Genomic DNA, 23,237 nt, shown 5'->3' on the forward strand with positions numbered 1-23,237 from the left:
CATCGTCAGGCTCTTACAGCCCAACCGCCCCCAGTACCATTTTGGTATTGGGGGCGTTTGCTTTGGGGCGGCCGAAATGCGCTGCCAACAGGCTATCCAGTTTCAGAAAAGGGCCGCCTTGTGCGGCCCCAATGCCCATCAGCCCTTCAGCGCTGCCGCCACCGTGGTTGCCAGCGGCGTCGTGGCGCGGCCGATCAGCTGGCTGAGCTGGTGGCCATCGTCGAACAGCGCACCCTTGGCCGCTGCGGCGTCCGAATCGGCCAGCAGCGCGGCAAAGCCGGCCGGCAGGCCCACCTGCACCAGGGCGGCCTGGTAGTCGGCCTCGGGCAGATCCTTGTAGACCACGTTCTTGCCCGACTGGCGCGCAATTTCCGCCGCCAAGTCGGCGAGGGTGTAGGCGCTGTCGCCTGCGAGCTCGTACACCCGGCCGGCCTGGCCATCGGTGGCCAGCACCACGGCCGCGGCTTCGGCATAGTCCACACGGGCTGCCGAGGCGATGCGGCCGCTGCCTGCGCTGCCCAGCACGGCGCCATGGGCGAGCGCGGCCGGCACGCTGGCCGTGTAGTTCTCGGTGTACCAGCCATTGCGCAGCAGCACCACGGGCAGGCCCGAGGCGCGCAGCAGGGCTTCGGTCTCCACGTGTTCTGCCGCCAGGCCCAAGAGGGAGCTGTCGGCGCGCAACACGCTGGTGTAGGCCAGCAGCTGCACCCGGGCACGTTGGGCGGCATCGATCACCGCCTTGTGCTGTGCCGTGCGCTGGCCCACCTCGCTCGATGAAATCAGCAGCAGCTTGTGCACGCCCTGGAAGGCGGCATCGAGCGTGTCGGGCTGCGTGTAGTCTGCCTTGCGCACCTGCACGCCCAGGGCAGCAAGGTCCTGGGCCTTTTCGGGGCTGCGCACGGCCGCAACGATCTGAGCGGCAGGGATGGTCTTGAGCAGGGACTGGATGACGAGGCGGCCGAGCTGGCCGGTGGCTCCGGTGATGGCGATCATGGTGAAAAACCCTTGGTTGAAAAAGACAGAGAAGGCAGAATAGCGGTCAAGCTAACTTTTCGTAAGTACGTACATAAAGGTAAGTACCACATGCCTGCCCGCATTGCATCCACCCCCGCCGAGACTGCTCCCCGCGAAGGCATTGCCGAGAAGCTGCAGCGTGGCCAGCTGTTCTCGCCCGACTGCCCCTCGCGCGCCGTGCTGCAACATGTGACCAGCCGCTGGGGCGTGCTGGTGCTGGTGGCCCTGCTGGCCGGCACGCACCGCTTCAGCGACCTGCGCCGCAAGGTGGGTGGTGTCAGCGAGAAGATGCTGGCCCAGACCCTGCAGTGGCTGGAGAGCGATGGCTTCGTGCTGCGCGTCTCGCACCCCGTGGTGCCACCGCACGTCGAGTACAGCCTGACCCCCATGGGCACCGAGGTGGCACGCCAGGTCGAAGGCCTGGTGGACTGGATCGAGGGCAACCTGCACCGCATCATGGACAAGCACCGTGCGGATGCGGCAGGTGCCAGCGCTGCGGCGCCTCCTGCCGACCTCGGAGCCGGGTGGGTGTTCTCCGCCGCGCTGTAGACTGTCTTCGGTCCGGGGAAGGGGCCCTGGCTGAATGGAGATCCGTGGGATGAACCTGTCCATCGAACCGGTGGCGCCAGCGCATTTCGAGGGCCTGTGGCGCGCGCTCGACACGGTCGCGCGCGAGAAGCGCTTTCTGGCCTTTACCGAGGCTCCGCCCTTTGAGTCCTCGCGCAGCTTTTATGAGCACATCATCGCCAACGACCAGTGCCAGGTGGTGGCCGTGGCCGATGGCCAGGTCGTGGGCTGGTGCGACGTGCTGCCCGGCATGGGGCAAACGCGGGCGCATGTGGGCACCCTGGGAATCGGGCTGATCCCTTCTGCGCGTCACCGGGGCATCGGGGCCCGGTTGATGCGTGCCGCCATTGACGGCGCATGGACGCGGGGCCTGACCCGCATCGAGCTGAGCGTGCGCGCTGACAATGCCAACGCCAGGGCCCTGTACGAACGCCTGGGCTTCGAGCTGGAAGGCATTCGCCGCCGGTCGGTGCGGGTGGACGGTGTGTACCACGACAGCCTGGCCATGGCGCTGCTGCTGCGTGACGATGGTGGCTGAGCGCGCCTCGCCCTGAAGCAAGGATTCTTATGTTGAGCGATGAAGATCAGATCCGCCAGTTGGTCGCTACCTGGATGTCCGCCACCAGGGCCGGCGACACCGAGGCAGTGATGGACCTGATGACCGAGGACGTGGTTTTCCTCGTGCCGGGCAGGGCGCCCATGTTCAAAGCAGATTTCCGGGCCGCCATGCAGAGCCAGGCCGGCAATGCCGGGCCCCGGGTGGACGGCAGCAGCGATATCCAGGAGGTGCAGGTGGCAGGAGAGTGGGCGTTTGCCCGATCGCAGCTCACGGTGACCATGACGCCCCGTGATGGCGCTGCGCCCATCGTGCGTGCGGGGCCCGTGCTCAGCGTGTTCCGCAAGGAGAAGGGGCGCTGGCTGCTGGCGCGGGATGCGAACATGCTGGTGGTGCAGCCGTGAAAAGGAATTCCAGGAATCTGGGCACGCCGCAGACATCGCAAAGGTTGGAGCGCATGGCGCTGCGCGCCTGGGACACCGACCGGGGATGGAAGGCGATCCAGCAATTGCATCTGCGCGCTTCACCCGCGCTTTTGCGTCGGGTGCGTGCGCTGTGCGCCAGCCGCAGCTGGAGGCGCCGCGCCCTGGGTCTGCACGTCGCATCGCAGCTGCAGCAACGCCGGCGCACCGAGGGCCTGTCCGCGCCTGCCTATGCCCTGGATGCCACGCAGGCACTGCTGCTCGCGGGCCTGGAGGATGTCCATGCCGAAGTGGTCCGCGCCGCGGTCTCAGGGCTGGGACACCGGCCGCATCCAGATGCTCTGGCGAGCCTGGTCGAGTTGGCTGGACATGCCGACAGTGCGATGCGCTGGGATGTGGCCGTGGCCTTGGGTCATTACCACGGGCCGATCGCCATCGACGCACTGATGCGCCTGGCGGTGGATGCCGATCCCGAGGTGCGTGACTGGGCCACTTTCGGCCTGGGCACCCAGCAGACCGTCGATACGCCGCAGGTGCGCGAGGTGCTCTGGCACAACCTTGGCGACGCCGATGAGGACGTTCGCGGCGAGGCCCTGGTGGGCCTCGCTGCACGGCGCGATCCGCGTGTGGTCGACCAGCTGCTGGCGCAGCTGGGCCCCGATTGCTTGGTGTACCAGCTGGAGGCTGCGGAGCAGGTTGCCAGTCCCTTGCTGTTACCTGCGCTGCACGCACTTGCGGACGGGCTTCACGACAGCGAGCGCAAGGGCTATTGGTTCGGTTGCCTGCAGTCCGCGATAGAGGCCTGCTCCGAGGTTCGATAGGCCTGTCTTTGCGATCCCTGCTGCTGTGTATTGATCAGGTCGTTCTTGGAAGGCTGCGCCGCAGTCAGACGGCGGCGGATGTAATGGGACGTATGCGATAACCTCGCATGACCTAGACTGCAGGCATGAAACTCCACGGATATGCCGACGAAGGCAAGGACCCACAAGACATCATCCCCGAGACGCTGGCCGAGGTGACGCTTGAGGCCACTCCCGATGAGCTGCGCGCAATGGCTGCATTCCTTCTGTCTGCAGCTGATGCAATGGACCGTTTGGGAGGCGCTTACGGCCATCTGCATCTGGCGGACGCGATGCCCCAGTTCAATGACTCGCCCCACCTGACTGTGTTCCGGTACGAAGGCGGCTCTGACGGTGATTGATGCAGGCTCGTCTGTTCGACAGAACCTTTCATACCTTCATGTGAAGTCTGGCGACCGCATGCCCGATGTGGCGGATGGCGCTCCGTGGCGCGTGGTCGTCATTGCCGAGATGGGTGTGGATCCCCGTTGGCAGGCGCAGGTCAGCACATGGATGGTGCGTTCCGGCTGCCTCTACATGATGGCCTGGGGCGAGGATTGCAGCTCTTGGGACGACATGGTGGATTGGGCGCTGATCGAGGAGTTCCATTTTGAGGACATTCCCGAGGAGCGCTTTGTGATGACGACCTGGCACGAGGGCTGTGCCCTGGCGGAGGTCTTCCACTTTTGCAAGCATTGCGCGTTTCACCACCGGATAGAAATTGTGCGAACGGTGTTGTTGCATATCGCCCAACACCCCGCTGAGCAGGTGACTGTGCAGGCCTATCTGCAGGCTTGAATTCCATGCGAGGCGTTGTGCGCCGTGTGCGCGAGCGGTCCGACGCAGTGCTGTGGCAGCGCTGTTGCTTGTGCCTGCCGCCCGGCTGATGGCCATATGCCCTGTGTCACTGGTACTTCTGCTCCAGCGCATCCCACTCGCTCTTGCGCACCAGCCGCTGGCGCTCTGCAAACGGCGCCACCAGGGCCGGGTCCTCGTCGATGCGTTTGGTTTCGCGCAGCACGGTCAGCGCCTTCTGCATGCCCGCCACCGCGCCCTGCAGCGCGGCGTTGGCGTACAGCACGATGCCGTAGCCCAGGCCGGCCAGTTCCTCGGCGCTGAAGATGGGGGTCTTGCCGCCGATCACCATGTTCATGAGCTGGGGCCTGTCGGCCAGGCGCCGGGGCAGGGCGCGGATCTCCTCGGCCGTGGTCACGGCCTCAACGAACAGGATGTCGGCGCCGGCCTCGCCAAAGCGCTGCGCGCGTTCCACGGCCGCCTCGAAGCCCTGGGTGGCGCAGGCATCGGTGCGGGCCAGGATGAGGGTGTCGGGGTCTCGGCGGGCGTCCACGGCGGCCTTGATCTTGCCCAGCATCTCCTCGGTGCTGATCACCTCCTTGCCGTTGAAGTGCCCGCAGCGCTTGGGGCTGACCTGGTCTTCGAGCTGGATGCAGTCGGCGCCGGCACGCTCCAGCGTGCGCACGGCGTGGTAGGCGTTGAGCGCGTTGCCGAAGCCGGTGTCGGCGTCCACGATCAGCGGCAGTTCCACCGCATCGCGGATGCGTGCCGTGTGGTCGGCGATGTCGGTCAGGCCCATGAAGGCCTGGTCCGGTAGGCCGAACCACATGTTGGTGACGCCGGCTCCGGTGACGTAAATGGCCTTGAAGCCCAGATCGGCGACCACGCGGGCCGACAGGGCGTTGAAGGCACCGGGAACGAGGATGCCGCGGCGCGATTCGGCCAGGGCCTTGAGGGTCTTGCGGGTGGACATGGAGGGATGAATGAGAGATCTTGAACAGGGTTCTTGAAAGGCGTCAGAAGGCGTCGCCGGGTACATGCACCCAGCCGCTCATGAGCACGCGGGCGCTGCGGCCCATCAGGGCCTTGGTCACCGTCCATTCGCCATTGGATTGCTGCGTGGCCTCGGCGCCCACGCGCAGGGTGCCCGAGGGGTGGCCAAAGCGCACGGCGCTGCGCTGCCCGCCACCGGCGGCCAGGTTCACCAGCGTGCCGGGGATGGCCGCAGCGGTGGCGATGGCCACGGCCGCCGTGCCCATCATGGCGTGGTGCAGCCGGCCCATGGACAGGGCGCGCACCAGCAGGTCCACATCGGCGGCGGCCACCGCCTTGCCGCTCGACGCGGTGTAGCTGGCCGGTGGCGCGACGAAGGCCAGCTTGGGTGTGTGCTGGCGTCGCGCGGCATCGTCCACCGTGGCGATCAGCCCCATGCGCACAGCGCCATGGGCGCGGATGGCCTCGAAGCGGGCCAGCGCAGCGGGGTCGCCGTTGATTGCATACTGCAGCTCGGTACCGGTGTAGCCGATGTCGGCCGCATTGACGAAGATGGTGGGGATGCCCGCATTGATCATCGTGGCGCGCAGTGTGCCCACGCCGGGCACGGCCAGGTCGTCCACCACATTTCCGGTCGGGAACATGGCGCCGCCCGCACCGTCCTCGTCGGCCGCCGGGTCCCTGAATTCAAGCTGCACCTCGGCCGCAGGGAAGGTGACGCCATCGAGCTCGAAATCGCCGGTCTCCTGCACGGCCCCGCCGGTGATGGGCACCTGCGCGATGATGGTCTTGCCGATGTTGGCCTGCCAGATGCGCACCGTGGCGATACCGTCGGGCGGCACGCGGGCGGCATCCACCAGGCCGTTGGCGATGGCGAACGGCCCCACGGCGGCCGACAGGTTGCCGCAGTTGCCGCTCCAGTCGACGAAGACCGCGTCGATGGACACCTGGCCGAAGAGGTAGTCCACGTCGTGGCCGGGCCGGGTGCTGGGCGCCAGGATCACCACCTTGCTGGTGCTCGAGGTGGCGCCGCCCATGCCGTCGGTCTGCTTGCCATAGGGGTCGGGGCTGCCGGCCACGCGCAGCAGCAGCGCATCGCGCGCGGCGCCCGGTACCTGGGTTGCGGCGGGCAGGTCCTGCAGGCGAAAGAACACGCCCTTGCTGGTGCCGCCGCGCATGTAGGTGGCGGGGATCTGGATCTGGGGTGCGTGGGGCATGTCAGGCGGCCTGTGGCTGGGGGGATGCGGTGTTGGCGGAAGCAAGAAAGTCCTGGGCGAAGCGCTGCAGCACGCCGCCGGCCTCGTAAATCGAGACTTCCTCGGCGGTGTCCAGCCGGCAGGTCATGGGCACATCGACGTGCTCTCCATTCCTGCGCCGCACCACCAGCACGAGGTCGGCGCGCGGGCGGCGTTCGCCCACCACATCGTACGTCTCCGTGCCATCGAGGCCCAGGGTCAGGCGGCTGGTGCCTGGCTTGAACTCCAGCGGCAGCACGCCCATGCCGATCAGGTTGGTGCGGTGGATGCGCTCGAAGCCCTCGGCCGCGATCGCCTCCACCCCCGCCAGGCGCACGCCCTTGGCCGCCCAGTCGCGCGACGAGCCCTGGCCGTAGTCGGCGCCGGCAATGATGATCAGCGGCTGGCCGCGCTGCATGTAGGTCTCGATTCCCTCCCACATGCGCACCACCTGGCCCTCGGGTTCGATGCGGGTGAACGAGCCTTTCTTCACCCGGCCGTCGACCACGGCCATCTCGTTGACCAGTTGCGGGTTGGCAAAGGTCGCGCGCTGCGCCGTGAGGTGATCGCCGCGGTGCGTGGCGTAGGAGTTGAAGTCCTCCTCGGGCAGGCCCATCTTGTGCAGGTATTCGCCGGCCGCGCTGTCCATGAGGATGGCATTGGAGGGCGAGAGGTGGTCGGTGGTGATGTTGTCGGGCAGCACGGCCAGCGGGCGCAGGCCGCTGAGGGTGCGCTCGCCGGCCAGGGCGCCTTCCCAGTAGGGCGGGCGGCGGATGTAGGTGCTTTGTGGGCGCCAGTCGTACAGCGGGCTCACGGCCGCCTCGCCGCTGGCCGCCTGCAGCCGGAACATGGGCCCATACACGCGGCGGAAATGCTCGGGCTTGACGCTTTGCGCCACGATGGCGTCGATCTCTGCATCGCTGGGCCAGATATCCTGGAGCCTCACGGGGTGGCCCTGGGCGTCCGTGCCGAGCACGTCCTTTTCGATGTCGAAGCGCACCGTGCCGGCGATCGCGTAGGCCACCACCAGCGGGGGCGAGGCGAGGAAGGCCTGCTTGGCATAGGGGTGGATGCGCCCGTCGAAATTGCGGTTGCCCGAGAGCACGGCCGTGGCGTACAGGTCGCGGTCGATGATCTCCTGCTGGATGGCCGGTGCCAGCGCGCCCGACATGCCGTTGCAGGTGGTGCAGGCAAAGGCCACGATGCCGAAGCCCAGCTGCTCCAGTTCGGCCAGCAGCCCGGCGTCCTCCAGGTACAGCTGAACGGCCTTGGAGCCGGGCGCCAGGGACGACTTGACCCAGGGCTTGCGCACCAGGCCGCGCGCATTGGCATTGCGCGCCAGCAGGCCGGCGGCGATCACGTTGCGCGGGTTGCTGGTGTTGGTGCAGCTGGTGATGGCGGCGATGATGACCGCGCCGTCGGGCATCTGCCCTGGTACCTCGGTCCACGGTGCGGCAATGCCGCGTGCCGCCAGGTCGCGGGTGGGCAGGCGCTTGTGTGGGTTGGAGGGCCCGGCCATGTTGCGCACCACGGTCGCCAGGTCAAAGCGCAGCACGCGCTCGTACTGGGCCGTGGCCAGGGCATCGGCCCACAGGCCGGTTGCCTTGGCGTAGGTCTCCACCAGCCGCACCTGCTCCGCCTCGCGGCCCGTGAGGCGCAGGTAGGCGATGGTCTGCTCGTCGATGTAGAACATCGCCGCCGTGGCGCCGAACTCGGGCGCCATGTTGGAGATGGTGGCCCGGTCGCCCAGGGTCAGCGCCGAGGCGCCGGCACCGAAGAACTCGAGGTAGGCGCCCACCACTTTCTGCTGGCGCAGGTATTCGGTCAGGGCCAGCACGGTGTCGGTGGCGGTGATGCCAGGCTGCGGCTGGCCCGTGAGCTCCACGCCCACGATGTCGGGCAGGCGCATCCACGAGGCACGGCCCAGCATCACGCTCTCGGCCTCCAGCCCGCCCACGCCGATGGCGATGACACCGAGCGCATCCACGTGCGGGGTGTGGCTGTCGGTGCCCACCAGTGTGTCGGGGTAGGCCACGCCGCCCTGGGCGTGCACCACGGGCGACATGCGCTCCAGGTTGATCTGGTGCATGATGCCGTTGCCCGGCGGGATCACCTCGACGTTCTTGAACGCCTTCTTCGTCCACTCGATGAAGTGGAAGCGGTCTTCATTGCGCCGGTCCTCGATGGCGCGGTTCTTGGCAAAGGCCTCGGGGTCGTCGCCGCCGTGCTCCACGGCCAGCGAATGGTCGACGATGAGCTGGGTGGGCACCACCGGGTTCACCTGGGCCGGGTCGCCCCCCATGTCGGCAATCGCATCGCGCAGGCCGGCCAGGTCCACCAGCGCCGTCTGGCCCAGGATGTCGTGGCACACCACGCGCGCCGGGTACCACGGAAAGTCCAGGTCGCGCCGGCGCTCGATCAGCTGGCGCAGCGAGGCTTCCAGCGTGGCAGGGTCAGAGCGGCGCACCAGGTTCTCGGCATGCACGCGCGAGGTGTAGGGCAGCCCGGCCCAGGCGCCGGGCTCCAGGGTGTCGACGGCCTCTCGGGCGTCGTAGTAGTCCAGCGCAGTGCCGGGCAGGTTCTTGCGGTATCTTGTGTTCATGGACGTGGGGCAGGGCGTGTCGCTTCCTGTCGAATCTACTTGCGCTCGCCGATGGGGACGAAGGCCAGGTCTTCGGGGCCCGTGTAGTGGGCGCTCGGGCGGATGATCTTGTTGTCGATGCGTTGCTCGATGATGTGCGCTGCCCAGCCGCTGGTGCGCGCAATGACGAAAAGCGGCGTGAACATGGCCGTGGGCACACCCACCATGTGGTAGCTCACGGCGCTGAACCAGTCGAGGTTGGGGAACATCCTTTTCACCTCCCACATCACCGTCTCCAGCCGCTCGGCGATGTCGAACATCTTGGTCGTGCCCGCGTCTTCGGAGAGCTGGCGCGCCACGCGCTTGATGACCTCGTTGCGCGGGTCGCTCACGGTGTAGACCGGGTGGCCGAAGCCGATCACCACCTCCTTGGCCTCCACGCGGCGGCGGATGTCGGCCTCGGCCTCGTCGGCGTTGTCGTAGCGCTTCTGGATCTCGAAGGCCACCTCGTTGGCGCCGCCATGCTTGGGCCCGCGCAGCGCGCCGATGGCGCCGGTGATGCATGAGTACATGTCGCTGCCCGTGCCGGCCACCACGCGCGCGGTGAAGGTGGAGGCATTGAACTCATGCTCCGCATACAGGTTCAGCGAGGTGTGCATGGCGCGCTCCCAGGCGGCCGGGGGCTTCTTGCCGTGCAGCAGGTGCAGGAAGTGCGCGCCGATGGAGTCGTCGTCCGTCTCCACCTCGATGCGCTTGCCCTGGGTGGACCAGTGGTACCAGTACAGCAGCATGGAGCCGAGCGATGCCATCAGCCGGTCGGCGATGTCGCGCGCACCGGGCGTGTGGTGATCGTCCTTCTCGGGCAGCACGCAGCCCAGGGCCGATACGCCGGTGCGCATCACGTCCATGGGGTGGCTGCTGGCGGGCAGTTGCTCCAGCGCCTCCTTCACATTGGCCGGCAGGCCGCGCAAGGCCTTCAGGCGCCCCTTGTAGGCGCGCAATTCGGCCGCGGTGGGCAGCTTGCCGTGTACCAGCAGGTGGGCGATCTCCTCGAACTCGCAGACGTCGGCGATGTCCAGGATGTCATAGCCGCGGTAGTGCAGGTCGTTGCCCGTGCGGCCCACGGTGCACAGCGCCGTGTTGCCGGCGGTCACGCCCGAGAGGGCGACGGATTTCTTGGGCTTGAAGCCGGTGGCGAGGGTGTCGCTCATGGGGGCTGTCTCCTGTTGCGAAAGCGGTGGGGGGATTGAATGGAACGAAATCAGATGCGTCTGGGCCGGCCGGCACCGTCCACGGCCACCATCTCGAAAGCGCCGCGCAGCGCGGGCTGGTGGTGGCCGGTGTGCAGGTTCTCCGCGCTGCCGCTGACCTCCACGGTCATGGAGCTGTTGCCGGTGCGCACCACCTCGGCCGTGAGCCGCAGCGCCTGGCCCTGGGGCACGGGGGCCATGAACTGCACGTCGCTGCAGCGTGCCATCACCACCGCGCAGCGCGCATGGCGGCTGGCCGTGACGAAGGCCGCCTGGCCCATCAGCAAGAGGGCTTGGCCGCCGAACAGCGTGCCGTAGTGGTTGGTGCGCTCGGGGAACACCATCTCCGTGAAGTGCATGGGCTGGTGCCCGGCGCTGGTTTGTTGCATGATTCGCAATGTACGCAAGACCTTGCACCAGGTACAGGGCTGAAATGGCGAATGATTGCGAAGTAAAAATGGACCAGTTGCTAATTTTGCGAATGAATCGCGTGGCGGTGGCCGGGCGATGAAGAAGACCTTCATGGGGGTGCGCCTGCGCCGCCTGCGCGAGGAGCGCGGCATGACGCAGATCGCGCTGGCGCGCGCGCTCGATCTGTCGGCCAGCTACCTCAACCAGATCGAGCAGAACCAGCGGCCGCTCACCGTGCCGGTGCTGCTCAAGATCAACGCCGTGTTCGGCGTGGACGTGCAGCGCTTTTCGGACGACGACGAGGCGCGCCTGATCACCGGCCTGCGCGAGGTGCTGGCCGATACGCCTGCCGAGCCGGGCTTGGACCCGGAGGCGGTGTCGCTGGCCGAGATCCGCGAGCTGGCCTCGGGCATGCCCGCCGTGGCGCGCACCCTGCTGGCCCTGCACCAGCGCCACCGCCAGGCGCTGGAGCGGCTCGATGCCCTGAGCGCCCAGCTTGGCGATGGCCGCAGCGGTGCCCTGGCCAGTGCCGGCCACCAGCCCATGGCCTACGAGGAAGTGCGCGATTTCTTCTTTGCCCGCCATAACCACTTCGCCGAACTCGACGATGCGGCCGAGCGGCTGGCGGCCGACTGGGCGCTGCAGCCCGGCCGTGCCGACGAGGGGCTGGCGCGCCGCCTGCAGGCGGCCCACGGGGTGCACATGGTGGCCGTGCCCGAGCTGCCGGGCGGGGCGCAGCGCCACTACGATTCTGGCAGCGGGGTGCTGCAACTGGCCCAGGGGCTCGAAGCCGGGCAGCGCGCCTTCCAGATGGCGACGCAGCTGGCCTTCCTGGAGATGGGGCCCGAGCTGCGCCGCCTGGCCGACGGCGCGGGCCTGTCGGGCGACCAGGCGCGGGCACTGGCGCGCATCGGCCTGGCCAACTACTTCGCGGGGGCCTTGCTGCTGCCCTACACGGTCTTCCTGCAGGCGGCCGAGGCGGTGCGCTACGACATCGACCGGCTGGGCCACCAGTTCGGCGTGGGCTTCGAGACGGTGTGCCACCGCCTGTCCACGCTGCAGCGGCCCAGCGCGCGCGGCGTGCCCTTCTTCTTCATCCGCGTGGACCGGGCGGGCAACATCTCCAAGCGCCAGTCGGCCACGCATTTCCACTTCAGCAAGATCGGCGGCACCTGCCCGCTGTGGAACGTGTACGAGGCCTTTGCCCAGCCCGGGCGCATCGTGCCGCAGCTGGCGCGCATGCCCGACGGCCGGGCCTACCTGTGGGTGGCGCGTACCGTCTCGCGCGGCAGTGGCGGGGCCGGGGGCTGGGGTGCGCCGGGCAAGGAGTTCTCGGTGGCGCTGGGCTGCGATGTGCGCCATGCGGCGCAGCTCGTGTACTCACGCGGCCTGAACCTGGCCGACCCCGAGGCGGCCGTGCCCATCGGCATGGGCTGCAAGGTCTGCGAGCGCGAGGCCTGCCCGCAGCGGGCGTTCCCACCCATCGGCCAGGTGCTGGATGTGAATGAGAATCGCAGTCGTTTTGCCCCCTATCCCGTGGTGGTGGGGGGATCGCCTCGGGTGCTGGCAAACCCGCCCCCCGGTGTTGCATAAACGGTACGGCAAAAACAGCGACGCTGTTACAAGATGTGGGCCCTTGCATGCCGGATGGAGGGGCCGAATCCCGCTATCCTCATGGGCTGTTGCGGCAGTGCCCTGGCACGCCGTGTGCAACCCTGTCTGGCTTTCGCTGACTCCCTGTCCTGAATGGCTTCGCTCACCCTCAACGGCTTCTATCGGCATTGGTTGCCCGGCCTGGGCGTGGCTGCGGCCGGCTTGCTGCTGAGCTTCGGCCTGGCGCGGCAACAGGCCGATGCGGTCGATGCGGTCGCCAAGGCGCGCCTGACGCAGGAGACACGGCTGTTCACCGACGCGCTGGTGCAGCGCATCGCCACCCACACCGAGATCGTGCACGGCCTGCGCGGGCTGTTTTCGGCCAACCCGGGGCTCACGCGGGCCGAGTTCGAACGGGTGGCCAGCGAACTCGACATCTCCGAACGCTACCCCGGCGTGCGCAACCTGTCGTTCACGCGGCGGGTGACCCTGGACGAGAAGGCCGACTATGAAGCCCGCGTGCGGGCCGATACCTCGATCAACCCCGCCGGCTATCCCGAGTTTTCGATCCGGCCGCCCGGCGAGCGCCCCGAGTACTTCGTGGCCGAGTACCTGTGGCCCATGAAGGGCAACGAGGCCGTGCTGGGCCTGGACATCAGCGCCCAGCCCACCAACCTGGCGGCCATGCGCTACAGCCGCGACAGCGGGAACACCGTGGCGTCGGCGCCGTTCGACCTGGTGCAGGAGCAGACGCACCGCACAGCCTTCGTGATCCGCGTTCCGGTGTATGACCGATCGGGGACGGCCGACCTCAAGCCGCAGGTCTTCCTCGGGGCCGTGGCCGCCACCATCCGGGTCTACGACCTGGTGCGCTTCATGCGCGGCGAGGGCCTGCTCAACGGCATCGCCGTGTCCATCACCGACCAGGGCTCCACCCGCGCCGGCGCCACCGACACCACGGTGCGCGTGCTGCTGCCGCCCACCGCCGAGGCCTTGCCGGATACCGTGCCCTACGAGCGGGACATCCTGGTGCACGACCGGCGATGGCGCCTGAGCTTCATGCCCACGCAGTCTTTGCTGTCGCTGTCCGAGCGCAGCCTGCCCTGGGCGGCGGGGGGCTCGGGGGCCCTGGTGTCCCTGCTGCTGGCGGCATTGGTCACCTTGCTGGCGCGCCAGCGCACGCTGGCCCTGGCGCGCGCGCAGGTGTCCGACGAGGCCCGGCGCGAGAGCGAAGACCGCTTTCGTGCCCTGTTCAACCAGGCCGCCGTGGGCGTGGCGCAAATCGACACCCGAAGCGGGCGCTTCGTGCGCATCAACCAGAAGTACTGCGACATCCTGGGCTACTCGGGCGAGGAGATGCGCGCGCTCGACTTCCAGGGCGTGAGCCAGCCCGAGGACCTGGCGATCGACCTGGCCCAGATGGAGCGCCTGAAATCCGGCGAGATCAGCGAATACCGCATGGAGAAGCGCTACTTCCACAAGAACGGTTCCGAGGTCTGGGTGGACCTGACCGTTTCGCCCATGTGGACACCGGGCACCTCGCCCGATTTCCACATGGCCGTGGTGCAGGACATCAGCGAGCGCAAGCGCATGGAGAACACCTTGCGCGGCAACGAGGCGCACCTGCGCGGCATCCTGCAGCGCCTACCGATGGGCCTGTGCCTGGTGCAGAAGGACGGCACCATCTCGTTCCGCAATGAACGCTTTCTGCAGATCTGCGGCTACACCGCGCAGGAAGTGCCCAATGTGGACGTGTGGTGGGAGCGCAGCTACCCCGATCCCGAAGAGCGCGAGGTGATGCGCACGGCTTGGATGGAGGAGCGCCAGCGCGCGGACGACAGCGACGGCATCATCGCCGCGGCCGAATACCACTTCCTGTGCCGCGATGGCGTGGTGCGGCCGGTGGAGGTGTCCGGCGTGCGCATCGGGGACGACCACCTCGTCACCCTGCAGGACCTGAGCCAGCGCAAGGCGGCCGAGGACGAGATCAAGAACCTGGCCTACTACGACCCGCTGACCCAGTTGCCCAACCGCCGCCTGCTGATCGACCGGCTGCAGCAGGCGCTGGCCACCAGCGCACGCCACCAGAGCCATGGCGCGCTGCTGCTGCTGGACCTGGACAACTTCAAGACGCTGAACGAGACCCAGGGCCACGACAAGGGCGACACCCTGCTGATGCAGGTGGCAAACCGCCTGCGCGCCTGCGTGCACGAGGACGACACCGTGGCGCGCCAGGGCGGCGATGAGTTCGTGGTGCTGCTCGAGGACCTGGGTGCCACGCCCGAGGAGGCCGCTGCGCGCTGCGAGGAAGCCGGCCAGCGCATCCTCGCGGTGCTGCGCGAGCCCTATGCGCTGGGCCCCGAGGCGCACCACAGCTCGCTGAGCATGGGCGTGACCCTGTTCAGCGGCGTGCGCGAGACGGTGGACGAACTGCTGCGCCGTGCCGACCTGGCCATGTACCAGGCCAAGTCGGCAGGCCGCGACACGCTGCGCTTCTACGACCCCCAGATGCAGGCCGCCGTGAGTGCCCGCGCTGCCATGGAGCTGGACATGCGCGTGGGCCTGGCGCAGGGCCAGTTCGAGCTGTACTACCAGGCGCAGATCGACCAGGGCCGCATCACCGGTGCCGAGGCATTGCTGCGCTGGCGCCACCCGCGCGATGGGTTCGTCTCGCCGGCACAGTTCATTCCGCTGGCCGAGGAGAACGGCCTGATCCTGCCGCTGGGCGAGTGGGTGCTGCAGGTGGCTTGCCAGCGCCTGGCGCGCTGGGCGCAGCAGCCCGCCCTGGCCGGCCTGGGCCTGGCGGTGAACGTGAGCCCCCGGCAGTTCCACCAGAGCGGCTTCGTGGCCCAGGTGCTGGCCGCGCTGGCCGGTTCGGGCGCCGACGGCAGCCGCCTCAAGCTGGAGATGACCGAAGGCCTGCTGCTCTCGGACGTGGAAGACACCATCGCCAAGATGGGCCAGCTCAAGGCCTATGGTGTGGGCTTCTCGCTGGACGACTTCGGCACCGGGTATTCCTCGCTGTCCTACCTCAAGCGCCTGCCGCTGGACCAGCTCAAGATCGACCAGAGCTTCGTGCGCGACGTGCTCACCGACCCCAACGACGCGGCCATCGCCCGCACCGTGGTGGCCCTGGGCACCAGCCTGGGCCTGCGCGTCATCGCCGAAGGCGTGGAAACCGAGGCCCAGCGCGAGTTCCTGGCGCGCAACAACTGCCATGCCTGGCAGGGCTACCTGCTCAGCCCGCCGCTGCAGGTGGCCGAGTTCGAGGAGCTGGTGCGCCGGCACAATGCCGTGGTCCACTGAAACCGGGAAATCGACCGTGCGCCGGGGTGGCAGGGGGAGGCAGCGCAAGGCGCGGGCTGCCGCCGTGCCCGATTGCATGCAAAATTGATAGCGGCCAGGCCTTGGCGGGCAAGCGGCACACGCCATATTTGTTAAATATTGCCGATGGATACGCGGGGATTGGCCGCGAGGGGGCTCCATGCCACGGGAGCCAGCAGGCGGCGCGGTATCATCCCGCTTTACATTGGCCGGTATTTTTCCGTCTGGCGCCTGTGCGCCCCCTTGCGCCACACCCATTTTTGCCCGCCCCCTGACACGTGCGTCTCACCTCCATCAAGCTTTCCGGCTTCAAGTCCTTCGCTGAGCCCACCAACTTCATGCTGCCGGGGCAGCTCGTGGGCGTGGTGGGCCCCAACGGCTGCGGCAAGTCCAACATCATGGATGCGGTGCGCTGGGTGCTGGGCGAGAGCAAGGCCAGCGAGCTGCGCGGCGAGTCCATGCAGGACGTGATCTTCAGCGGCACCACCACCCGCAAGCAAGCCAGCCGCGCCAGTGTGGAATTGGTGTTCGACAACTCCGACCACCGCGCCGGCGGCCAGTGGGGCCAGTACGGCGAGGTGGCGGTGCGCCGCGTGCTCACGCGCGACGGCACCAGCAGCTACTACCTGAACAACCAGCCCGTGCGCCGCCGCGACGTGCAGGACGTGTTCCTGGGCACGGGACTGGGGCCGCGCGCCTACGCCATCATCGGCCAGGGCACCATCAGCCGCATCATCGAATCGCGCCCCGAAGAGCTGCGCCTGTTCCTCGAAGAGGCGGCCGGGGTCTCCAAGTACAAGGAGCGCCGCCGCGAGACGGAAAACCGCCTCTCGGACACGCGCGAGAACCTTACGCGGGTGGAAGACATCCTGCGCGAGCTCAACGCCAACCTCGAAAAGCTCGAAAAGCAGGCCGAGGTGGCTGCCAAATACAACGCGCTCAATTCCGACGCCACGCTCAAGCAGCACCAGCTGTGGTTCTTGAAGCGCGCCGATGCCGAGGCCGACCAGGCCAAGGTGCGCCTGGATGGCCTGCAGGCCGTGAACGACCTCGAGTCGCGCATGGCCGACCTGCGTGCCGTCGAGTCCGACCTCGAAACCATCCGCCAGGCGCACTATGCCGCTGGCGACCACGTCAACCAGGCCCAGGGCAAGCTCTACGAGGCCACGGCCGAAGTGGGCCGCCTGGAGGCCGAGATCCGCTACGTGGTGGAAGGCCGCCTGCGCGTGGAGCAGCGCCTGGTGACCCTGGCCGAGCAGATCGCCCAGTGGTCCGCACGCAAGGAAGAGGCCGACATCGAGCTTGAAAACCTCGCCGGTGCCGGTGTGGATGCCGAGGAGCGCGCCGAGCTGCTGGCCGCCCAGGTCGAAGAGCAGGCCATGCAGCTGCCCGACCTCGAAGACGCCCTGCGCCAGGCGCAAAGCCGCACCAGCGAGCAGCGCGCCAGCGTGGTCCAGGTGCAGCAGCAGATCGGCGTGCTGGCCGCCGAGCAGCGCAGCATCGACGAGCAGAGCCGCCAGTTCGATGGCCGCTACGAGCGCCTGCGCGCCGACCGCAACGCCCTTGCCGCACCCGACGAGGCGCGCCTGGCCAACCTGCAGGAGCAGCTGGACGAGGCCCAGGAACTGGCCGAGACCACCGAGGCGCGCCTGGCCGAGCTGCAGGAGGCCGTGCCACAGCTCGACGACGAACGCCGCGCCCGCCAGCAGGCCGTGAACAGCGAAAGCGCGCGCCAGGCCGATCTGTCTGCCCGCATGGAGGCCTTGAAGGCCCTGCAGGAAAAGGTCAAGACCGATGGCAAGCTGCGCCCCTGGCTGGCCAAGCATGGCCTCGACAGCCTGCAAGGCCTGTGGAGCCGCATCCACATCGAGCCAGGCTGGGAAAACGCGCTCGAAGCCGCGCTGCGCGAGCGCCTGGCCGCATTGGAAGTAGGGCGCCTGGACATGGTGCGCGGCTTCCTGGGCTCGGGCGGCACCGATGCGCCACCCGCGCGCCTGGCCTTCTACAGCATGCCCTCCGCCGGCACGCCCGACGTCGCTTCGCCGCATGCGCGCCTGTCGGACCTGCTGCGCATCCACGATGCCGGCCTGCGCGCCGTGCTGGTCGACTGGCTGCAGGGCTGCTATACCGCACCCACGCTGGACGAGGCCCTGAACCGCCGCAGCACGCTGCAGCCGGGCGAGGTGGTGTTCGTGCCCTCGGGCCACGCCGTCAGCGCCCACAGCGTGAGCTTCTACGCCCAGGACTCCGAGCAGTCGGGCATGCTGGCGCGCGCACAGGAGATCGAACACCTCGAAAAGGAGCTGCGCGCCCAGGCCCTGATCGCCGAGGAGTCGCGCACTGCCCTGGTCCGCGCCGAAGCCGCCTATGCCGATGCATCGCAGCGCCTGGTGGGCGCCCGCCGCGAGGCCACCGAGGCCCAGGGCCGGGCCCACGAGCTGCAGGTGGAGACCCTGCGCCTGACCCAACTGGCCGAGCAGACGCGGGCGCGCAGTGCGCAGATCGGTGCCGACATCGCCGAGATCGAGGCCCAGCTGTCCGATCTGCAGGAGCGCCGCGTGGCGGCCGAAGCCCGCTTCGAAGAGCTGGACATGCAACTGGCCGACAGCCAGGAGCGCGAGGCGCAGCTGGGTGACCGGGTGATCGAGGCCGAGCGCAAGCTGGCCGCCTGCCGCGAGCAGCAGCGCACGCTGGAGCGCCAGGCGCAGGAGGCCACCTTCTCGCAGCGCAGCCTGGAAGCGCGCCGCGGCGAGTTGAACCGATCCATCGAGACCGCCAGCCAGCAGACCACCTCGCTCACCGACGAGCAGCAGCGCGCGCGCGATGAGCTGGCCCGCCTGTCCGACGCGGCCGCACAGGGTGGCCTGCAGGCCGCATTGGAAGTGAAGATGGAGCGCGAGAAGGCGCTCGGTGCGCAGCGCAGCGAGTACGACGACCTGACCGCCAAGCTGCGCGCCAGCGACGAGCGGCGCATGCAGCTCGAACGCGCGCTCGACCCGCTGCGCGCGCGCATCACCGAATTCCAGCTCAAGGAGCAGGCCGCGCGCTTGGGCCTGGAGCAGTACACCACCCTTCTGGCCGACGCCCAGGCCGACCTGGAGGCCGTGGCCCAGTCGATTGCCGACGGCAACGTGCGCGTGGGTGGCCTGCAGGGCGAGATCGACCGCCTGCACCGCGAGATCGCCGCGCTGGGCGCGGTGAACCTGGCGGCGCTGGACGAGCTCAAGCTGGCCAGCGAGCGCAAGATCTTCCTCGATGCGCAGACCGCCGACCTGACCGAGGCCATGAACACGCTGGAAGACGCGATCCGCAAGATCGACGGCGAAACGCGCCAACTGCTCTCGGGCACCTTCGACACGGTGAACGGCCATTTCGGGCGCATGTTCCCCGAGCTGTTCGGCGGTGGCCAGGCCAAGCTCATCATCACCGGCGACGAAATCCTCGATTCCGGCGTGCAGGTGATGGCCCAGCCCCCGGGCAAGAAGAACCAGACCATCCACCTGCTGTCGGGCGGGGAGAAGGCGCTCACGGCCATCGCGCTGGTGTTCGCCATCTTCCAGCTCAACCCTGCGCCGTTCTGTCTGCTGGACGAGGTGGACGCACCGCTGGACGATGCCAACACCGAACGCTATGCCAAGCTGGTCTCCAGCATGAGCAAGGGCACGCAGTTCCTGTTCATCAGCCACAACAAGATCGCCATGGAAATGGCCGAGCAGCTGATCGGCGTGACCATGCAGGAGCAGGGCGTCTCGCGGATCGTGGCGGTGGACATGGAATCGGCCCTCTCGATGGCCGATGCATGACATGATGACGATGACCCATTTCCCTTGCCCTCCTGTCTGCGCAGGACGGAATCGAGATCTATGAGCACATTGCAACTGAGTCTGGCCATCATCGGCGGCCTGGTGCTGGCCCTCATCGTGGCCTACAACGCCTGGACGTCGCACCGCAATGCCCCGCGGCGCGCCTCGCCCGAGGAGCCCGAGCACCTGGCCGACCCGGCGTTGCGCCAGGAGCCCGGCTTCGATGCCGGCGCCACCCAGCTCACGGCAGCGGAACTGGACAGCCTGGACCGCGGCCCCGACCCCTCGGTGCACACGGTGGATGTGCTCGACTCGCTGCAGATGCCGGTGCCGCCGACGTCGCTGGAGCGCCGCCCGGGGCTCGATCCGCTGATCGACGTGATCGCCACCCTGCAGCCCGAACTCATCGTCTCGGGCGATGCCGCGCTGGCCGCCATGCCGCCCACCCGCCGCGCCGGCAGCAAGCCCTTTTCCATCGAGGGCTACAACGAAGCCAGCCAGCAGTGGGAGACACCGTCGCCCGGCCAGCGTTACCAGAGCTTCCAGGCCGGCGTGCAGCTGGCCAACCGCATGGGCGCGCTCAACGAGATCGAGTTCTCGGAATTCGTCATGAAGGCCCAGGCCTTTGCCGACGCGGTGAACGCCGCCCCCGATTTCCCCGACATGCTGCAGGAAGTGGCCCGTGCCCGCGAACTCGACCAGTTCGCCAGCGACCACGATGCGCAGCTGGCCTTCATGCTGCGTGCGCGCCAGGCCGCATGGAGCCCTGGCTACATCCACCAGAACGCCGCACGCCTGGGCTTCGTCTCCGGTGCCATGCCGGGCCGCCTGGTGCTGCCCACGGGCAACCCGGGCCTGCCGCCTCTGCTCACCCTGGGTTACGACACGCAGGCGGCACTGGCCGATGACCCGGACCAGTCCGCGATCCGCGACGTCACCCTGAGCCTCGATGTCTCGCAGGTGCACCGTGGTGAGCAGCCGTTCACGCGCCTGCGCGAGGTGGCTGCCGCACTGTGCGAGGCCATGGACGGTGTGCTCTGCGACCAGAACGGCCACCCGCTGCCTGCCATGGCCATGGACCCGATCGCCGCCGATCTGGAGCTGCTGTACGACCAGCTCGACGGGCGCGAGCTGTCGGCCGGCTCGGTGCTGGCGCGGCGCCTGTTCAGCTGAACCGATGGGACCGGACGGTTTGGGCTGGCGTGCACTTTTCTTTCCCCCGCTGGTCGAGCGCGACCAGGGGCTGTTCCGCCCCGGGCAACTGGCGCTGGGCATGGCCAAGGCCGGCGTGCTCGTGGCTGCCGGCATCGGGGTGATCGCCTTTGGGCAGTGGTACCTGATGGGCGCGGTGTACCTTGCGCTGGCCGCTTTCCTGGCCTGGCGCCAATGGCAGGACCGGCGAGCCTTCGGCCCGTTGGGCCGCCCGCTGGTGCGGGTGCGCGATGGCGTGGCCTTCTTCTCGCTGCCGTCGCGCCTCGTGCCCCGGCAGGTGGAGGTGGTACTGCAGGAGGTCAAGGCGCTGACCCTGCAGGGCGATGCCTTCCGGCGTGTCTTCGTCTTCGAGCGGCGCCATGGCGAGGCCACGCGCTTTACCACCGCCTACGGGGTTCATGACGAACGGGTGGTGGAGTTCCTGCGCCGGCAGATGCCTCCAAAGGTGCGCGTGGTCGTGGCGCAGCCGTCTGCCGTGCTCGGCTCCATCCGGGGTGACGGATACTGAGCCCGGCGGGGCCCTCTGGCCATGACCGAAAATTTTGACCTTTTCTCTGCTCCAGCGCAGGATTCCAACGTGTTGCCAGCCACCCAGATACAAGCCTTGCGCGACCAGCTCAACCGCTGGGCGCACCAGTACTACGTGCTCGACGAGCCCACGGTGCCCGATGCCGAGTACGACCGCGTGTTCCGCGAGCTGCAGGCGCTGGAAGAAGCCCACCCCGACCTCATCACCCCCGATTCGCCCACGCAGCGTGTGATCGGTGGCGTCATGGACGGCCTGGCCCCGGTGCGCCATGCCGTGCCCATGCTCAGCATCCACACCGAGACCGACACCGAGGCCACGGGCGCCCAGGCCTTCGACGCGCGCGTGCGGCGCGAGCTGGGCCTGGCCGAGGCCGACCCGGTGATCGAGTACGTGGCCGAGCCCAAGTTCGACGGCCTGGCCATGAGCCTGCGCTACGAGGGCGGCCGCCTGGTGCAGGCGGCCACGCGCGGCGACGGCGAGGTGGGGGAGGACGTGACGCACAACATCCGCCGCATCCGCCAGATCCCTTTGATCCTGCCGGCCGGCGTGCCGCCGCTGCTCGAAGTGCGCGGAGAGGTCTACATGCGCCGCGCCGATTTCGATGCCCTGAACGAACGCCAGCGCGAGCAGGGCGGCAAGACCTTCGTGAACCCGCGCAACGCGGCGGCGGGTGCGGTGCGCCAGCTCGATTCGGGCATCTCGGCCCAGCGGCCGCTGAGCTTTTTCGCCTACGGCCTGGGTGCCACCACGCCCGCAAACGAAGGCGGGCGCGTGTTCGCCACGCACTACGAGATGCTCCAGACGCTCAAGGAGTGGGGCTTTCCCGTGGCGGCGCAGGTACAGATCGCCAAGGGCGCGGCCGAGCTCGTGGCCTTCCACCAGCAGGTGGGCGCTTCGCGCGACCAGCTGCCCTACGACATCGACGGCGTGGTCTACAAGGTCAACCGCCTGGACCTGCAGCGCGACCTGGGCTTCAAGACGCGCGAACCGCGCTGGGCCGTGGCCCACAAGTACCCCGCGCAGGAGATGGCCACGCGCGTGGAGGGCATCGACATCCAGGTCGGCCGCACCGGCAAGCTCACGCCCGTGGCGCGTCTGGCACCAGTCTTCGTGGGCGGGGTCACGGTGACCAATGCCACGCTGCACAACCTGTTCGAGATCCGCAAGAAGCAGGTGCGCGTGGGCGACACGGTGATCGTGCGCCGTGCGGGCGACGTGATCCCCGAGGTGGTGGGCGTCATGCCCGGCCAGCGCCCGGCCTACGTGCCCAACTTCCGCATGCCCAGGCAGTGCCCCGTGTGCGGCAGCGACGTGGTGCGCGAGCCCGGCGAGGCCAACCACCGCTGCACCGGCGGGTTGTTCTGCGCCGCCCAGCGCAAGGAGGCCATCCTGCACTTCGCCGCGCGCCGCGCCATGGACATCGAGGGCCTGGGCGACAAGCTGGTGGACCAGTTGGTGGAAGCCAACGTGATCCGCACGCTGCCCGACCTGTACCGCCTGGGGCTCACCTCGCTGGTAGCCCTGGAGCGCATGGCCGAGAAATCGGCGCAGAACGTGCTGGCCGCCCTGGAGAAGTCCAAGGAGACGACGCTGGCGCGCTTCCTGTTCGGCCTGGGGATCCGCCACGTGGGCGAGTCCACGGCCAGGGACCTGGCCAAGCACTTCGGCACGCTGGACGCCATGATCGGCGCCACGGCAGAGACCGCCGCCACGGTGGAGCAACTGCTCGAAGTGCCTGACGTGGGCCCCATCGTGGCGCAGAGTTTCCACACCTTCTTTCAGCAGCCGCACAACCGCGAAGTGATCGAGCAGCTGCGCGCCTGCGGCGTGCGCTGGCCCGAAGGCGCGCCGGCAGAGAAGGTCGCCCAGGTACTGGCCGGCAAGACCTTCGTGCTCACCGGCACGCTGCCCACCCTGGGCCGCGATGCCGCCAAGGACATGCTCGAAGCGGCGGGCGCCAAGGTCTCAGGCTCGGTGAGCAAGAAGACCAGTTACGTGGTCGCCGGCGAAGAGGCCGGCAGCAAGCTGGCCAAGGCCGAGGAACTGGGCGTGCCCGTGATCGACGAGGCGGGCATGCTGGCGCTGCTGGGCGGCGGCGATGCGGCCTGAGAAC

General features: G+C 68.5%; 18 protein-coding genes. 12 read left to right on the forward strand and 6 right to left on the reverse strand.

The window, feature by feature from the left end; genetic code table 11:
- Positions 1-138: 138 nt before the first annotated feature.
- Positions 139-993, reverse strand: coding sequence for an SDR family oxidoreductase (locus AC07PA_RS17140; protein WP_494607343.1), 855 nt, complete (start codon positions 991-993; stop codon positions 139-141).
- A gap of 90 nt (positions 994-1,083) precedes the next feature.
- Here AC07PA_RS17140 and AC07PA_RS17145 point away from each other — a divergent pair, with 90 nt between their 5' ends.
- The 6 genes from AC07PA_RS17145 (at position 1,084) to AC07PA_RS17170 (ending at position 4,196) form a co-directional block, all read left to right on the forward strand.
- Positions 1,084-1,563: a winged helix-turn-helix transcriptional regulator gene (locus tag AC07PA_RS17145; protein WP_007859114.1), complete on the forward strand. Its 480-nt coding sequence runs from the start codon at positions 1,084-1,086 to the stop codon at positions 1,561-1,563.
- A gap of 49 nt (positions 1,564-1,612) precedes the next feature.
- Entirely contained in the window at positions 1,613-2,119 is a 507-nt protein-coding gene (locus AC07PA_RS17150) for a GNAT family N-acetyltransferase (RefSeq protein WP_494607345.1), read from the forward strand.
- Between the two features lie 29 nt (positions 2,120-2,148).
- Positions 2,149-2,541, forward strand: a complete 393-nt coding sequence (locus AC07PA_RS17155; RefSeq protein ID WP_494607347.1) for a YybH family protein — start codon at positions 2,149-2,151, stop codon at positions 2,539-2,541.
- A 53-nt stretch (positions 2,542-2,594) separates the two neighbouring features.
- The gene (locus AC07PA_RS17160; RefSeq protein ID WP_007859120.1) at positions 2,595-3,380 is read left to right on the forward strand and encodes a HEAT repeat domain-containing protein; all 786 of its coding nucleotides are present in this window, start codon (positions 2,595-2,597) and stop codon (positions 3,378-3,380) included.
- A 125-nt stretch (positions 3,381-3,505) separates the two neighbouring features.
- Positions 3,506-3,760 (forward strand): Imm32 family immunity protein, encoded by a 255-nt coding sequence (locus tag AC07PA_RS17165; protein WP_494607349.1) that lies wholly within the window; start codon positions 3,506-3,508, stop codon positions 3,758-3,760.
- A gap of 40 nt (positions 3,761-3,800) precedes the next feature.
- Positions 3,801-4,196 (forward strand): DUF7684 family protein, encoded by a 396-nt coding sequence (locus AC07PA_RS17170; RefSeq protein WP_146187890.1) that lies wholly within the window; start codon positions 3,801-3,803, stop codon positions 4,194-4,196.
- A gap of 106 nt (positions 4,197-4,302) precedes the next feature.
- On the opposite strand, the gene AC07PA_RS17175 is transcribed toward AC07PA_RS17170, so the two are convergent.
- The 5 genes from AC07PA_RS17175 to AC07PA_RS17195 are packed head-to-tail and all read right to left on the reverse strand — an operon-like array spanning position 4,303 to position 10,641.
- Positions 4,303-5,166, reverse strand: a complete 864-nt coding sequence (locus AC07PA_RS17175; RefSeq protein ID WP_494607351.1) for an isocitrate lyase/PEP mutase family protein — start codon at positions 5,164-5,166, stop codon at positions 4,303-4,305.
- A 43-nt stretch (positions 5,167-5,209) separates the two neighbouring features.
- Positions 5,210-6,403 (reverse strand): 2-methylaconitate cis-trans isomerase PrpF, encoded by a 1,194-nt coding sequence (gene prpF, locus AC07PA_RS17180; protein WP_494607353.1) that lies wholly within the window; start codon positions 6,401-6,403, stop codon positions 5,210-5,212.
- 1 nt (position 6,404) lies between these two features.
- Positions 6,405-9,023 carry a Fe/S-dependent 2-methylisocitrate dehydratase AcnD gene (gene acnD / locus AC07PA_RS17185; RefSeq protein ID WP_494607355.1) on the reverse strand — a complete coding sequence of 873 codons (2,619 nt, stop codon included), beginning with the start codon at positions 9,021-9,023 and terminating at the stop codon, positions 6,405-6,407.
- A 35-nt stretch (positions 9,024-9,058) separates the two neighbouring features.
- Positions 9,059-10,213, reverse strand: coding sequence for a bifunctional 2-methylcitrate synthase/citrate synthase (prpC, locus tag AC07PA_RS17190; RefSeq protein WP_494607357.1), 1,155 nt, complete (start codon positions 10,211-10,213; stop codon positions 9,059-9,061).
- Positions 10,214-10,263: 50 nt separating this feature from the next.
- A complete protein-coding gene (locus AC07PA_RS17195) occupies positions 10,264-10,641 on the reverse strand; it encodes an acyl-CoA thioesterase (protein ID WP_494607359.1) in 378 nt (125 codons plus the stop codon).
- Between the two features lie 118 nt (positions 10,642-10,759).
- Between AC07PA_RS17195 and AC07PA_RS17200 the strand changes: the two genes are divergently transcribed.
- From AC07PA_RS17200 to ligA, 6 genes are all read left to right on the forward strand, one after another.
- On the forward strand, positions 10,760-12,256 hold the full coding sequence (locus tag AC07PA_RS17200) for a short-chain fatty acyl-CoA regulator family protein (protein WP_494607361.1): 1,497 nt from the start codon (positions 10,760-10,762) through the stop codon (positions 12,254-12,256).
- A 153-nt stretch (positions 12,257-12,409) separates the two neighbouring features.
- Positions 12,410-15,562, forward strand: a complete 3,153-nt coding sequence (locus tag AC07PA_RS17205; RefSeq protein ID WP_494607363.1) for a bifunctional diguanylate cyclase/phosphodiesterase — start codon at positions 12,410-12,412, stop codon at positions 15,560-15,562.
- Between the two features lie 296 nt (positions 15,563-15,858).
- Complete coding sequence (smc, locus tag AC07PA_RS17210; protein ID WP_494607365.1) at positions 15,859-19,383, forward strand: chromosome segregation protein SMC; 3,525 nt, start codon at positions 15,859-15,861, stop codon at positions 19,381-19,383.
- A 60-nt stretch (positions 19,384-19,443) separates the two neighbouring features.
- Positions 19,444-20,556, forward strand: coding sequence for a hypothetical protein (locus AC07PA_RS17215; RefSeq protein WP_007859165.1), 1,113 nt, complete (start codon positions 19,444-19,446; stop codon positions 20,554-20,556).
- A gap of 4 nt (positions 20,557-20,560) precedes the next feature.
- A complete protein-coding gene (locus AC07PA_RS17220; RefSeq protein WP_494607367.1) occupies positions 20,561-21,103 on the forward strand; it encodes a hypothetical protein in 543 nt (180 codons plus the stop codon).
- Positions 21,104-21,124: 21 nt separating this feature from the next.
- Positions 21,125-23,233 (forward strand): NAD-dependent DNA ligase LigA, encoded by a 2,109-nt coding sequence (gene ligA / locus AC07PA_RS17225; RefSeq protein WP_494607369.1) that lies wholly within the window; start codon positions 21,125-21,127, stop codon positions 23,231-23,233.
- The last annotated feature ends 4 nt before the right edge of the window (positions 23,234-23,237 follow it).

Source organism: Acidovorax sp. GW821-FHT09B03, assembly GCF_059418305.1.